We start from the raw sequence: 14,300 nt of genomic DNA, 5'->3' as shown, positions 1-14,300 counted from the left end.
AGATGAAGAAAACGAACAAGAACAATCCCGCGATCGCCTACAGCATCGTCGGACATGATCTGGCCGCCCACCTGTTCCACGTCACGCTGACGGTGGACGCGCCGGCCGAAGGCGGCCAGGTGTTCGCGCTGCCGGCCTGGATACCGGGCAGTTACATGATCCGCGAGTTCTCGCGCAACATCGTGCGCATCCGCGCCGAGTCGGACGGCCAGCCGGTGGCGCTGGCCAAGCTGGATAAGCACTCGTGGCAGGCCGCCCCGCTGAAGGACCATGCGGCCTCGCTGACGGTGCATTACGAAGTCTATGCCTGGGACATGTCGGTGCGCGCCGCGCATCTGGACCAGAACCATGCCTTCTACAACGGCACCAGCGTGTTCCTGCGCGTGCTGGGGCAGGAAGACCAGCCGCACGTGGTGGACATCCAGCGGCCGGACGATGAAGCGGCCAAGACCTGGCGCGTGGCGACCTCGCTGCCTGAGCTGAAAGCGAAACGTTATGGTTTTGGCACTTACATCGCGTCCAACTACGACGAGTTGATCGATCACCCGGTGGAGCAGGGCGACTTCGCGCTGGCCACGTTCAAGGCGCATGGCATCCCGCACGACATCGTCATCAGCGGCCGGGTGCCCAACCTGGACCTGCCACGCCTGAGCGCCGACCTGAAAAAGATCTGCGAAACCCAGATCGCCTTCTTTGAACCGAAGGCCAAAAAGGCGCCGATGGACCGCTATGTGTTCATGACGCTGGCCGTCGGCGACGGTTACGGAGGCCTGGAACACCGCGCCTCGACGGCGCTGATCTGCGCCCGCGCCGACTTGCCGAGCACGGCTGCGGCCAGCAAAGATATCAGCGACGGTTATCTGCAATACCTCGGCCTGTGCAGCCATGAATATTTCCACACGTGGAATGTGAAGCGCATCAAGCCGGCCGCATTCGCGCCGTATAACCTGCAGGTCGAGAATTATTCGCCCTTGCTTTGGCTGTTTGAAGGCTTCACCAGTTATTACGATGATTTGATGCTGGTGCGTGCCGGCGTCATCGCCGAACCGGCTTATTTCAAATTGCTGGGTAAAACCATCGCCAGCGTATTGCGCGGCAGCGGCCGCACCAAGCAAAGCGTGGCCGATTCCAGTTTCGACGCCTGGGGTAAATATTATCGCCAGGATGAAAATGCGCCGAATTCGATTATCAGCTATTACACCAAGGGTTCCTTGATCGCGCTGGCTTTGGATTTGAGCATCCGCGCTAAGACCGGCGGCAAGAAATCGCTGGATGATGTGATGCGCGCATTATGGCAACGTTATGGCCGCGATTTTTATCAAGGCGGCGGTCGCGGAGTTACTCCAGCCGAAGTGGAGGCATTATTCGATGAAATCAGCGGCGGCCGGTTCAAGCCATTCTTCGATAAATATATCCGTGGAACCGAAGATTTGCCGTTGGCTAAAATGCTGGCGCCATTCGGTGTTAAATATAACGATGAACGTAAATTGGCCAAGCCTAGCCTGGATGCGAATCTCGGCAAAGAAGGTAATGATTGCAAACTATCCAGCGTGCATGAGAATGGCGCCGCGCACCAGGCTGGATTATCGGCCGGCGATATATTGATGGCGGTCGATGGATTGCGCGTCACCGGCGCCAATTTGGAAACGCTGCTTTCCCGCTACGGTGTCGGCTCGGAAATAGTAATACATGCGTTCCGCCGCGACGAGTTGATGACATTCACCGCGACATTACAAGGCGACCGGGTTCCCGGTATTAGCCTGTCGCTGGACCCGGCCGGCAAGAAATCCGCTGGCCCCTTGCGGCCCAGCGCGGCACGTTAATTCCAGAGTCCGGGGCGAGTCCCCGGATTTTTTTGCCCTATCCATGCCAGATTTTGGCGCGTACTAACCAAATTCCAGCGTGTACTGGAGCTCTGCGGTGTTGTCGGCAGTTTAATTTTACGCGGTGGTCTTGTTCTGGTTTAGAATTTGGCTGAGTTTTTGCCAGAGGACAGACCCGCAAGTGATACTGCTTGATCCCACCACGATTATCCTGATGTCGACGCTGATGGCCGGCGCGATGAGTGTCGTCCTCTATTCCGCCCATTTGAGTTTCCCCACGGAGATTAAAGGGCTGAATTATTGGGCGGCGGGATTGATAACGTTGGCGTGCGGCGCGGGCTTATTCAGCCTCAGATATAGCCCGCTAGGCGAAACCTTTGCCCTGCTCAGCGCCAATTCCGCCCTGATCTGGGGCGTGGGCTTAGGGATGATCGGTACTCAGATATTTTATGGCCGGTCGCCGTCGTGGTGGTTATTCCATTTGGTTTGGACGCTGGCGATGTTGGGCGTCGGATATTGGTTGATTATCCAGCCGCATTTCGCCGCCCGTGTTGCCGTATTCTCTTTCCTGATCTCCGCTTTTTATATAAACCAGATGGTGATGGTGTGGCGTTATGGCGAGCGCCATTTCTCCACCAAGTTCTTTGGTATATTGCTCTTGTTGCAGGCGCTGGTAGTATTAACGCGTGGCGTGTTGGCCGTATTATACGGCGGCGCACAGGTTAATTTAATGAGTATGGGGCCATTCCAGAGTCTTTATCTGGCCGCCGGTCATTTCATGGTGCTGCTGCTGGCGGTCAGCTTTAAAGCGGTTGCAACCCGCCGCTTGCAAGGAATACTGGAACGCCGATCCACGCTCGATCCACTGACCCAGGTATTAAACCGTCGCGGTTTCGCCGATATTTATGCCAAAGAGCATGCGCTAATGCGGCGTGAATCCACCGCCATGACCATGCTCAGCATCGATCTGGATTATTTTAAGAGGATTAACGACTGCCACGGACACGCCACCGGCGACCGGGTTTTAATCGACGTGGCGGCTGTGATTGGCAACGCGCTTCGGGTATCCGATCACGTGGCGCGATTTGGTGGGGAAGAGTTTATTGTTTTGCTTCCAGTTACCGGTCTGGACCGTGCGCACCATATCGCGGAGCGCATCCTGAGTGCCGTGCGCGAACCCGGCCGGCCAGGGTTGCCGGCTTATACCGTCAGCATAGGGGTTGCCTGCCAGACAAGTATCAACGAGGATCTGGACGCCATCCTGATGCGGGCGGATGAGGCGCTGTATCGCGCCAAGGAACGTGGACGCGACCGTATCGAGATCGCGTCCGGGCCGGTGCCGCCTTTGCAGGCGATACAGGCTTAGTTGAACAGGCGCGCCAGTTCGGCGCCTGGATCGGCCGCGCGCATGAAGGCTTCGCCGACCAGGAAAGCGTGCACATTGGCCTCGCGCATGCGTTTGACGTCGTCCGGCACCATGATGCCGGATTCGGTGATGACCAGTTTTTCTTCCGGAATGCGGTCCAGCAGGGCCAGCGTATTCTCCAGCGAGACCTCAAACGTCCGCAAATTGCGGTTATTGATGCCCAACAGCGCGGTTTTCAGGCGCAGCGCGGCGGTCAGTTCGTCGCCGTCGTGGGTTTCCACCAGCACGCCCATGCCCAGTTCGTGGGCGCAGGCCTCCATTTCCGCCATCAGGCCGTGGTCCAGCGCCGAGACAATCAACAGGATCGCGTCGGCGCCCATCGCGCGCGCTTCGTAGATCTGGTACATGTCGATCATGAAATCTTTACGCAGCACCGGCAGCGTGCAGGCGGCGCGCGCCTGCTGCAAATACGCCACCGAACCCTGGAAGAACTGCTCGTCCGTTAGCACCGACAGGCATGCGGAGCCGTTGGCCTCGTAGCTGGCGGCGATGTCGGCGGGGCGAAAGTCGGCGCGCAGCACCCCTTTCGACGGCGAGGCCTTTTTCACTTCGGTGATCACGCCGGCATGGCCGGCGGCGATCTTTTCGCGCAGGCTGGCTTCGAAGCCGCGCAGGCCGGCGCGCAGTTCGGTGTTGCTTTCCACGTCGGCGCGCAAGCTTGCCAGGTTGCGGTGTTTCTTGGCGGCGGCGACTTCGTCGGCTTTGACTGCGAGGATTTTGTTCAGGATGTCGGACATGATAAGCCTAAGATGAATGTTGTTCGGCCAGCGCCAGGCGCAGGCCGAGTGCCAGGAACAGTCCGCCCGTCACGCGGTTCAGCCACAGCGCCACCAGCGGCTTGACCTTCAGCCGCGCGCTGGCAAAGGCGGTGAAGACGGCCAGGCCGTTGCACCACAACATACCGTTGAAATTGAAAATGCAGCCAAGGACGATGAAGGCCAACGGCTTGCTGGTGGAATCGGCCGAGATAAACTGCGGCACGAACGCCAGGAAGAACAAGGCCACCTTCGGGTTCAGCACATTGGTCAGGAAGCCCTGGAAGAAGATTTTGCGATACGCCAGTGGCTGGGCCGCGGCGCGCGCGGCCGTTTCGGCGGCCGCCACGTCATCGGCTTCGGCCCGCAGTTTCGCGCGCAGCATGCCGATGCCGACGTAGACAATGTAGGCCGCGCCGATCCACTTGACGGCCGTGAACGCGGTGGCGGACGTCGCCAACAGCGCCGACAAGCCCAGCGCCGCGGCGAAGATGTGGATCATGGTGCCGGCGCCTATGCCCAATGCGGCGGCCGAACCGGCGCGCCAGCCCTGGGTGGCGCTGCGCGTCATGATCAGCAGCGTATCGGGACCGGGCATGATATTGAGCAGCAGCCCGGAGATTACAAACAGCGTCAGGTCGTGGATGCCGAACATGCTGGCCTCCCTTAGTTGGTTTTGCCGAGGTTTTGCGTGACCTCGACAAACTGCTGGACCTTGCGCATCGCATCGCCGGAGGTGATGGCCGCGCGCGCGCGCGCCAGGCCATCCTCGATCGAGCTGGCCACGCCGGCCGCGTACAGCGCGGTGCCGGCGTTGAGCGCGACGATATCGTAGGCCGCGCCAGGTTCGCCGCGCAGCGCTTCCATCATCTTGGCTTTCGACTCGGTCGCATCGGCCACCTTCAGGTTGCGGCTGGCGATCATCTGCAGGCCGAAGTCTTCGGGATGGATTTCGTATTCGCGGATCTCGCCGTTCACCAGTTCGCCCACCAGGGTTGCTGCGCCCAGCGAGACTTCATCCATATTGTCGCGGCCATAGACCACGATGGCGTGTTGCGCGCCCAGGCGTTGCAGCACGCGCACCTGGATACCCACCAGGTCGGCGTGGAACACGCCCATCAGAATATTCGGCGCGCCGGCCGGATTGGTCAGCGGACCCAGGATGTTGAAGATGGTGCGCACGCCCAGCTCGCGGCGTACCGGCGCCGCATGCTTCATCGCCGCGTGATGGTTCGGCGCGAACATGAAGCCGATGCCGGTCTGCGCGATCGATTGCGCGATCTGCTCGGGCTTCAGGTTGATGTTGGCGCCCAGCGATTCGATCACGTCGGCGCTGCCGGACGACGACGACACGCTGCGGCCGCCATGCTTGGCCACGCGCGCGCCGGCGGCGGCCGCGACGAACATCGACGCGGTGGAGATGTTGAAGGTATGCGCGCCGTCGCCGCCGGTGCCGACAATGTCGAGCAGGCCGGTGGTGTCGGCCATCGGCACCTTGGTGGAGAACTCGCGCATGACTTGCGCGGCGGCGGCGATTTCGCCGATGGTTTCTTTTTTCACGCGCAGGCCCATGGTCAGGGCGGCGATCATGGTCGGCGACATTTCGCCGGACATGATCTGGCGGAACAGGTGCAGCATCTCGTCGTGGAAAATCTCGCGGTGTTCGATGCAGCGCAGCAGTGCTTCTTGATGGGTGATAGGCATGGCAATTCCTTCTTCAATTTGGACGCGGATTGCAGCTAAAGGAGGCGCGCGCGGGGCGCACCGGCGTCTTTAGCGGACCAGGAAGTTCTTCAACAGTGCGTGACCGTGCTCCGACAGGATGGACTCGGGGTGGAACTGCACGCCCTCGATGTCGTATTCCTTGTGGCGCACGCCCATGATTTCACCGTCGTCCGTCCATGCCGTCACTTCGAGGCAGGACGGCAGCGAGCTGCGCTCGATAGCCAACGAGTGATAACGGATCACTGTGAAGGGGGAGGGCAGACCCTTGAAGACGCCCACGCCTGTATGCGCGATGAGAGAAGTTTTGCCATGCATGACCTGCTTGGCGCGGATAACCTTGCCGCCGAACGCTTCGCCGATGGCCTGGTGGCCAAGGCACACGCCCAGTATCGGCTTCTTGCCGGCGAAGTGCTTGAGCACTTCGATCGAGATGCCGGCTTGCGACGGATCTTTCGGACCTGGCGATATGCAGATGTGATCCGGGTTCAGTGCTTCGATTTCCGCAATCGTGATTTCGTCGTTGCGGTACACGCGTACATCCTCACCCAGTTCGCCGAAGTACTGCACGATGTTGTAGGTGAAGGAGTCGTAGTTGTCGATCATTAGCAGCATCTCAGAACTCCCCATCCAGGCCATCTTGCACTTGTTCGGCGGCGCGCAGCACGGCGCGCGCCTTGTTTTCAGTTTCCTGCCATTCCATCTCCGGTATCGAGTCGGCGACGATGCCGGCTGCGGCCTGCACGTACAGCATGCCGTCCTTGATCACGCCGGTGCGGATCGCGATCGCCACGTCCATTTCGCCGCCGAAGGACAGGTAGCCGCAGGCGCCGCCGTAGATGCCGCGCTTGGAGATTTCCAGTTCGTCGATCACTTCCATCGCGCGCACTTTCGGCGCGCCGGTCAGCGTGCCGGCCGGGAAGGTGGCGCGCAGCACGTCCAGGTTGGACAGGCCGGACTTCAGCTTGCCCTCGACGTTGGAGACGATGTGCTGCACATGCGAGTATTTTTCGATGACCAGGCGGTCAGTGACCTTGACGCTGCCGATCTCGGAGATGCGGCCCAGGTCATTGCGCGCCAGGTCGATCAGCATCACGTGTTCGGCGATCTCTTTCGGATCGGCCAGCAGTTCCTTGGCCAGTTCGGCGTCGCGCTCCGGCGTGGCACCGCGCGGACGGGTGCCGGCGATAGGACGCAGCGTGACTTTCTTCTCGCCGTCCGGCAGCGTCTCGTTGCGGACCAAAATCTCCGGCGAGGCGCCGACGATCTGCATGTCGCCGAAATTGTAGAAGTACATATACGGCGACGGATTGAGCGAACGCAGCGCGCGGTACAGCGTCAGCGGCGAATCGACGTAGGGCTTGCGCAGGCGCTGGCCGATCTGCACCTGCATCAAGTCGCCGGCCATCACGTATTCGTGGGCCTTGGCGACGGCCTTCAGGTATTCCTCTTTCGGGAAGTCGCGCGTGATGTCGGTGCGTACCGAGGCGCTGGTCACCGGCGCGTCGACGCCACGGCGCAGCATCATGCGCAGGTCTTTCAGGCGCTGGCGCGCGTTGGAATACGACTCCGGCTGCGTGGTGTCGGCGTAGACGATCAGATACAGCTTGCCGCTCAGGTTGTCGATGACGGCCAGTTCTTCGGTCACCATCAGCTGGATGTCGGGCAGGCCCAGGTCATCCTTGGGCTGGGTGTTGGCCAGCGTTTTTTCGATGTGGCGCACGGTGTCGTAGCCGAAGTAGCCGGCCAGGCCGCCGCAGAAGCGAGGCATGCCGGGACGCAGCGCGACCTTGAAGCGCTTCTGGTAAGCCTCGATGAATTCGAGCGGATTGCCTTCGTGGGTCTCGATCACGGCGCCGTTCTTGACGATCTCGGTGCGCGTGCCAAAGTTGCGCAGCACGGTCGTCGCCGGCAGGCCGATGAAGGAGAAGCGGCCAAAACGCTCGCCGCCGACCACCGATTCAAGCAGGAAGGTGTTCTTGCCGGCGTTCTGGGTCTGGGCCAGTTTCAGGTACAGCGTGAGCGGGGTTTCGAGATCGGCAAAGGCTTCAGCGATCAGTGGAACGCGGTTGTAGCCGTCGGTGGCCAACGATTTGAATTCGAATTCGGTCATGTCTTCTCTCCATGCCGCCAAGGCTGTGGGTGTGGGTTTGGCGGTGGTTTGTCAAAAAACCTGTCGGGTGCGCGTGCACAAACGACAGCAATCAGTTTGGCTGAGTTTGCCAGGATTGCCAGCGTCGCCAAAGCCAGGCCTCAATCGAGCCGGTTTGGGTGACATTGTGTTTTTTGGTGAAAGACATTTCGGTCAGAGTGGTTCAGCTAATGGTTAATTATGCGAACGGATCAAATTTGCGGCGTCGAGCAGCGTGGCTACTATACCATCGGAATCGGTTTTGTGTATAGCCTCTCCATGATTGTAACCGTAAGGCACAGTCAGCACCGGGCAGCCCGCAGCCCGCGCGGCTTGCGCGTCGTTCGAGGAGTCGCCGATGGCCACCACCTGCGCCGGCGCCAGGCCGAAATCGGCGCACACGGTTTGCAGCGGCAGCGGATCGGGCTTCTTGCGCGGCAGCGAATCGCCGCCGTAGACCACCTCGAAGAAACCGTCCAGGCCTTTGAGCTTGAGCAGCGGCGTGGTGAAGGATTGTGGCTTGTTGGTTACACAGGCCAGGCGCAGGCCTTGTGCCTTCATTGCCGTCAGACCTTCGATCACGCCCGGATACAGGGCGCTGTGGTTGCCGTTGATGCTCAGGTAGTGGCGCTGGTAGGCGTCCATCGCGGCCTCGAAATGCGCTTCCACGCGGGCCGCGTCCCAATCCAGCCCCAGCACGGAGCGGATCAGGTTTTCCGAGCCCTTGCCGACCATCAGCGCGATCTGGTCTTGCGAGATCGGCGGCAGGTCCAGTTCCGCGCGCATGCCGTTGAGGGCCACGTGGAAGTCGGGAATCGTGTCCAGCATGGTGCCGTCGAGATCGATGATTGCGGCGCGCACGCCTGCCAGCACGCTCATGCTTACGCCATCGCCAGCTGGGCGCGCATGGCGTCGATGACGGCCTTGTAGTCCGGCTTGCCGAAGATGGCGGAGCCGGCCACGAAGGTGTCCGCGCCGGCTGCGGCGGCGGCGGCGATGTTGTCGATCTTGATGCCGCCGTCCACTTCCAGCAGGATGTCGCGGCCGGATTCGTTGATCAGGCGGCGCGCTTCGGCGATCTTCTTCAAAGCCTGCGGGATGAAGGACTGGCCGCCGAAGCCTGGGTTGACGGACATGATCAGGATCATGTCGATCTTGTCCATCACGTGTTCCAGGTAGCTCAGCGGGGTGCCAGGGTTGAACACCAGGCCGGCCTTGCAGCCGTGGTCGCGGATCAGCTGCAGTGAGCGGTCGATGTGGTCCGACGCTTCCGGGTGGAAGGTGATGATGTTGGCGCCAGCCTTGGCGAAGTCCGGGATGATGCGGTCGACCGGCTTGACCATCAGGTGCACGTCGATCGGCACTTGCACATGCGGACGGATCGCTTCGCATACCAGCGGGCCGATGGTCAGGTTGGGAACGTAATGGTTGTCCATCACGTCAAAGTGAATGATGTCTGCACCGGCGGTGACGACGTTGCGGACCTCTTCACCCAGGCGGGCGAAATCGGCGGACAGGATGCTGGGAGCGATGCGGAAAGTGGTCATGGCGTTGGGCTGGCAAGAAAAAGATGCGCTATTTTACGCTGCCCGGCGCGACTGTACCGGTTTTGCGGCGGTTTTCAGCCGCGCCGTCCTTGCATACGGGGCGGATTTGCGGTGCAATGGGGGTCTGACGATATACAATCGCCAATTTTGCATAGAGCGATTACGCTTTTACCAAGCTTTAAGGAATCTCGATGGCCACTTACGAATTTACTGTGTCGGTCAGAACTCAGTACCTGCCGGATCAGTCGGACCCGGAACGCACCAACTTTGTGTTTACCTATTCAATCACGATCAAGAACACCGGCACGGTGGCTGCGCAGCTGATCTCGCGCCACTGGGTCATCACCGACGCCAACAATCATGTGGAAGAAGTGCGCGGACTGGGCGTGGTCGGCCATCAGCCGCTGCTGCAGCCCGGCGAGCATTTCGAATACACCAGCGGCACGGCGCTGCAAACCCAGCAGGGCTCGATGTTCGGCGAGTACTTCTGCGTGGCCGAGGACGGCCACCAGTTCGAAACCAAGATCCCGGAGTTCGTGCTGTCGCTGCCGCGCACGCTGCACTGATTACTCTTGTTCGTTTTCCTTGGCCGGCGGGGGCAGCTTTTTAGCTTTGCCCTTGCCTTGGTACATGGTCCACCAGACGATGAACACCAACAGGAAAAACGCCACGCATGCTTCTATCATCAATACCCACATAGCCATCCTTATGTCATTAACACGCCGTAGTCTACTCGTTCCGCTGACCGTCGTCGCGGTTTCGCTGGCCGCCTGTACCACCACGCCGCTGCCGCCCGATAAAACGCCGGCGCCGAGCGTGACGCCGCCGGCGCCGGTCGTGCCGCCGGTGCCGCCGACGCCGGTGCCGCCCAAGCCGACCGCGCTGCAAATGGTGCCGACCACCTTCGCCTCGCTGCCTGGCTGGGACAAGGACGACGTGCGCGCGGCTTGGCCGGCGTTCATGTCCTCGTGTTCGGTGCTGGTCAAGCAGCCGAGCTGGAAGGAGTCGTGCAGCATCGCGCGCACCGTCAATGGTGGCGACGAACAGGCGATCCGCACCTTCTTCGAAGCGTTCATGGAGCCGAACCAGGTGATCGCGCCGGATGGCGCCACCGACGGCCTGATTACCGGCTACTACGAGCCGCTGCTGCGCGGCGCCCGTAAAAAGGGTGGGCCATATCAGACCCCGCTATATAAGGTGCCGGACGATATGCTGACCATCGACCTGGCCAGCGTCTACCCGGAGCTGAAGGGCATGCGCCTGCGCGGCAAGCTGGTTGGCAAGAAAGTGGTGCCGTATGCGACCCGCGCCGATATCGAGAAGGCCGATTTCGGCGGCAAGGAGCTGCTGTGGGTGGACGATCCGGTGGAGTCCTTCTTCCTGCAGGTGCAGGGCTCCGGCCGCGTGCAGCTGACCGACAGCCAGGAAACCGTGCGCGTGGCGTATGCGGACCAGAACGGCCATCCATATAAATCAATCGGCAAATACCTGGTGGAGAAGGGCGAGCTGACGCTGGAGCAGGCATCGGCGCAGGGCATCAAGGCGTGGATCGCCGGCCACCCTACGCGCATGCAGGAGCTGTTCAATGTGAATCCGAGCTATGTGTTCTTCAAGGAGGAGCGGCTGCCGGATCCGAAGGTCGGGCCTAAGGGCGCGCTGGGCGTGCCGTTGACGCCGTCGCGTTCGGTGGCGATCGATGCGTCGCAGCTGCCGCTGGGCGCGCCGGTGTTCCTGTCGACCACGATGCCGAACAGTGATATCCCCTTGCAGCGCCTGGTCATGGCGCAGGATACCGGGGGCGCGATCCGTGGCGCGATCCGTGTCGACTACTTCTTCGGCTTCGGCACCGAGGCCTCGGAGAACGCCGGTCGCATGAAGCAGCGCGGCAATGTCTGGGTGCTGCTGCCGAAGCAGCCGCTTTGACTTAGCACCTAGCGCAATACCATCACGGGCAGCGTGGTATGGGCGAGCACCTTCTGTGTCTCGCTGCCCAAAAACAGCCGGTTCAGGCCGCGCCGTCCATGCGACGCCATCATGATGATGTCGCATTCAAACTTCTTCGCCGCCTCGACGATCTCCTCGTAGGGGCTGGGCGACATCGTGATCACTCCCTCGAACGGAATCTCGGCGGCATGCGCGGCGGCGGCTACCTTGTCGATATGGTGGCGCGCTGCGTTCTGCATCTGCGTGGCGAACTGGCCGGAATCGATCACCGCGCCGCTGTCGCCCATGGAGGCAAACGGCAGCGGTGTGATGATGGTGATGGCGACGATGCGCGCGTGATTGAGTTTGGCAAACTGGACCGCCATCGCGGTCGCTTTGTCAGACAGCTCCGAACCGTCGGTGGGCAGCAGGATGGACTTGAACATGACGCTCTCCAATGATGGGCACTGAATCCAGCCTAATGATTTAGCTGGATCGGCGGCGCACGTTAGGAGGCGGCCGGCGCCGTTTGATGCTGGGCGTTGCGCATCGCCGAGGACAGCGCCATCGCCACCGACAGCGCGACGCCGCCCACGGCGACGCAGGCCATGCCGGTGCGGATGCTGAAGTGCTCGCCGATATAGCCGGCCGTCAGCGCGCCGAGCGGCGCCGTCGCCACGGTCAGGAAGCGCATGGTCGACACCATGCGGCCCAGGTAGGCATCGGGCGTGACCTTCTGGCGCATCGTCATATAGGGCATAAAGAACAGCATCACGCCGCAATCGAGGAATAGCGACAAGCCGCCGCACGCCACCGCGCTGGCGGTCGGGCTGCCGAACAGATTGGCCGGGATCATCGGCATGGCGGCAAACGCGAAGGCGGTCAGGCCCAGGCCGATCTGCATGGTGATGCCGGCGCCGAAGCGCGTGTTCAGCGGCTTCAGCAGCAGGGAGCTCATCAGCACGCCGACGCCGCCGACCATTTGGGCCGCGCCCAGCATGCCGGCCGTCATGCCCAGTTCGCGCGTGGCGAACAGTACGCTGAGGGCGGCAAAGCCATAGAACAGCATATGCCACACGCCCGCGCCCCAGGCCAGCGTGCGCAGCAGCGGCTGACCCCAGATGAACAGCAGGCCGTCGTGGATGTCGCGCAGCGGATGTTTGTGGGACGGCGCCGGTTTGGGGTCGGTGGCCTTCAGATTGCGCAGCAGCAGGATGGAGGCCACAAAGCCGATGGCGTTCACCAGGACAGCGAACGGCGCGGTCAGCCATTGGATCAGGATGCCGGCGATGCCAGGCGCGATCAGCCGCGCAGCCGAATCGGTGGCGGCAAACTTGGATTGCGCATCGGTCAGGCGGTCGCGCCCGATCAGGTTGGTGAGGAAGATCTGCTCCGCGCCGCCACCCACCACCGAGCAAGCGCCGCCGATAAAGGAGATCACATACATCCATTCGATGGAAAGCAGGCCCAGCCAGTAGGCCAGCGGAATGCTGCCCAGCGTCACGGCCATGACCGCCTTGCTGCCCAGTAGGACCGGCAGTTTGCGGTTACGGTCGAGGAAGACGCCGGCCGGCAGGGCGAGCAGCGCGAACGGAATCGCCGCCGACGCGCCCAGCATGCCCATCTGCGCCGGCGTCGCGTGCAGCAGCAGGACGGAACACAGCGGCAGGGCCAGCGCACTGATATAGCTGCCGAAGCCGTTGAGGATGGAGCTGGACCAGTAGCGCATGAATTCGCCGTTGCGCAGCAAGGCGTCGTGATCCAGATTATTGCTCAGGCGGCGGCGTAAGGCGGTAAAAATAGGAGGCTCTTTAAAACAGGTTGCTGTCTATCAATAATACCAGCGCGGGAGTTAGGCGCTACAATCCTTCAGGAATATTCCACTGTGAAGGAGACACCTTATGCAATATGAAGATCTGATCGTTGAAGTGCACGACAAAGTTGCCCTGATCCGCTTGAACCGTCCGAAGGCGCTGAATGCGCTGAACGACCGCATGATGAACGAGCTGGGCGATGCCTTATATAAGTTCGACGCCGATCCGGCCATCGGCTGCATCGTGCTGACCGGCAGCGAGAAAGCCTTCGCCGCTGGCGCCGATATCGCCGCCATGGCGGACTACACGTATGTGGATACTTATCGCGACAACTACATTACCCGCAACTGGGAGCACATCCTGCGCATCCGCAAGCCGGTGGTGGGCGCCGTGGCCGGCTATGTGCTGGGCGGCGGCTGCGAACTGGCGATGATGTGCGATTTCCTGATCGCGGCCGACACCGCCAAGTTCGGCCAGCCGGAAATCAAGGTCGGCGTCACGCCGGGCGCGGGCGGCACGCAGCGCCTGCCGCGCACCATCGGCAAGGCCAAGGCCATGGACATGCTGCTGACCGCGCGCACCATCGACGCGGCGGAAGCGGAGCGCATCGGCCTGGTGTCGCGCGTCGTCCCTGCCGACAAGCTGATCGAAGAAGTGCTGACCGCGGCGAAGCAGATCGCATCGATGCCGACCTCGGTCGCGATGATGATCAAGGACTCTGTCAACCGCGCCTTCGAGACCACGCTGACCGAAGGTGTCAATTATGAACGGCGCCTGTTCCAGTCTGCCTTTGGTACGCCTGCGCAGAAGGAAGGCATGCAAGCTTTCCTCGAAAAGCGCTTGCCAAACTTCGACGGCCTTTGATATAGTTCGCCTCCCCGCAAAACGGTGCATGCAAATGCAGAGAACAGCGGGGAGCTGGGAAAAGTAGGGGTTGACGAAACGATCTAAACGCTTCATACTCTTTCTTCTTCGCTGACGGACACAACGCTCCGCAGCAAGCAAGCAGTACCGAATAAGTTCTTTAAAAATTTACAGTCGATAAGTGTGGGCGTTTGATGAAAGTGCACAGCAGGCTAGTCCTGCTGATACTTAAAATATCAAATGTTCACAAGAAGTAATGAAATAGGCGCTACGCAAGTAGTGGCCTGTCAGTATT

Annotated in this window: 14 protein-coding genes; 5 read left to right on the top strand and 9 right to left on the bottom strand. The window is 61.1% G+C overall.

The features are described 5' to 3' along the window. Window positions 1-2: 2 nt before the first annotated feature. Together AC07OK_RS21005 and AC07OK_RS21000 are read left to right on the top strand one after the other, a co-directional pair. Window positions 3-1,823: a M61 family metallopeptidase gene (locus AC07OK_RS21005; RefSeq protein WP_494692106.1), complete on the top strand. Its 1,821-nt coding sequence runs from the start codon at window positions 3-5 to the stop codon at window positions 1,821-1,823. Between the two features lie 214 nt (window positions 1,824-2,037). Further along, a complete protein-coding gene (locus tag AC07OK_RS21000) occupies window positions 2,038-3,189 on the top strand; it encodes a GGDEF domain-containing protein (RefSeq protein WP_494692105.1) in 1,152 nt (383 codons plus the stop codon). On the opposite strand, the gene trpC is transcribed toward AC07OK_RS21000, so the two are convergent. From trpC to rpe, 7 genes are all read right to left on the bottom strand, one after another. Then, the gene (trpC, locus tag AC07OK_RS20995; protein ID WP_494692104.1) at window positions 3,186-3,986 is read right to left on the bottom strand and encodes an indole-3-glycerol phosphate synthase TrpC; all 801 of its coding nucleotides are present in this window, start codon (window positions 3,984-3,986) and stop codon (window positions 3,186-3,188) included. The genes AC07OK_RS21000 and trpC overlap by 4 nt on opposite strands. 7 nt (window positions 3,987-3,993) lie before the next feature. Continuing rightward, a complete protein-coding gene (locus tag AC07OK_RS20990) occupies window positions 3,994-4,659 on the bottom strand; it encodes a LysE family translocator (RefSeq protein WP_494692103.1) in 666 nt (221 codons plus the stop codon). 11 nt (window positions 4,660-4,670) lie between these two features. After that, complete coding sequence (trpD, locus tag AC07OK_RS20985) at window positions 4,671-5,708, bottom strand: anthranilate phosphoribosyltransferase (protein ID WP_494692102.1); 1,038 nt, start codon at window positions 5,706-5,708, stop codon at window positions 4,671-4,673. A gap of 69 nt (window positions 5,709-5,777) precedes the next feature. Beyond that, entirely contained in the window at window positions 5,778-6,341 is a 564-nt protein-coding gene (locus tag AC07OK_RS20980; protein ID WP_026334934.1) for an aminodeoxychorismate/anthranilate synthase component II, read from the bottom strand. A 1-nt stretch (window position 6,342) separates the two neighbouring features. Continuing rightward, window positions 6,343-7,839: an anthranilate synthase component I gene (gene trpE, locus AC07OK_RS20975; protein WP_494692101.1), complete on the bottom strand. Its 1,497-nt coding sequence runs from the start codon at window positions 7,837-7,839 to the stop codon at window positions 6,343-6,345. A 213-nt stretch (window positions 7,840-8,052) separates the two neighbouring features. Continuing rightward, window positions 8,053-8,736 (bottom strand): phosphoglycolate phosphatase, encoded by a 684-nt coding sequence (locus AC07OK_RS20970; protein ID WP_494692100.1) that lies wholly within the window; start codon window positions 8,734-8,736, stop codon window positions 8,053-8,055. A gap of 2 nt (window positions 8,737-8,738) precedes the next feature. Then, on the bottom strand, window positions 8,739-9,404 hold the full coding sequence (gene rpe, locus AC07OK_RS20965; RefSeq protein ID WP_494692099.1) for a ribulose-phosphate 3-epimerase: 666 nt from the start codon (window positions 9,402-9,404) through the stop codon (window positions 8,739-8,741). A 191-nt stretch (window positions 9,405-9,595) separates the two neighbouring features. Between rpe and apaG the strand changes: the two genes are divergently transcribed. Then, window positions 9,596-9,970, top strand: a complete 375-nt coding sequence (gene apaG / locus AC07OK_RS20960; protein ID WP_217942188.1) for a Co2+/Mg2+ efflux facilitator ApaG/CorD — start codon at window positions 9,596-9,598, stop codon at window positions 9,968-9,970. Window positions 9,971-10,112: 142 nt separating this feature from the next. Continuing rightward, window positions 10,113-11,327 carry a murein transglycosylase A gene (mltA, locus tag AC07OK_RS20955; RefSeq protein ID WP_494692098.1) on the top strand — a complete coding sequence of 405 codons (1,215 nt, stop codon included), beginning with the start codon at window positions 10,113-10,115 and terminating at the stop codon, window positions 11,325-11,327. Between the two features lie 8 nt (window positions 11,328-11,335). Here the strand turns inward: mltA and AC07OK_RS20950 are convergent, their stop codons facing one another. Both AC07OK_RS20950 and AC07OK_RS20945 read right to left on the bottom strand, forming a co-directional pair. Further along, on the bottom strand, window positions 11,336-11,773 hold the full coding sequence (locus AC07OK_RS20950) for a universal stress protein (protein WP_494692097.1): 438 nt from the start codon (window positions 11,771-11,773) through the stop codon (window positions 11,336-11,338). A gap of 62 nt (window positions 11,774-11,835) precedes the next feature. Continuing rightward, window positions 11,836-13,077 carry an MFS transporter gene (locus AC07OK_RS20945; protein WP_494692096.1) on the bottom strand — a complete coding sequence of 414 codons (1,242 nt, stop codon included), beginning with the start codon at window positions 13,075-13,077 and terminating at the stop codon, window positions 11,836-11,838. A 151-nt stretch (window positions 13,078-13,228) separates the two neighbouring features. Between AC07OK_RS20945 and AC07OK_RS20940 the strand changes: the two genes are divergently transcribed. After that, window positions 13,229-14,005 carry an enoyl-CoA hydratase gene (locus tag AC07OK_RS20940; protein ID WP_217942185.1) on the top strand — a complete coding sequence of 259 codons (777 nt, stop codon included), beginning with the start codon at window positions 13,229-13,231 and terminating at the stop codon, window positions 14,003-14,005. The last annotated feature ends 295 nt before the right edge of the window (window positions 14,006-14,300 follow it).

The sequence above is a fragment of the Duganella sp. GW821-FHT07G03 genome, from assembly GCF_059418605.1.
This window is presented reverse-complemented; position numbering and strand designations above follow the sequence as displayed.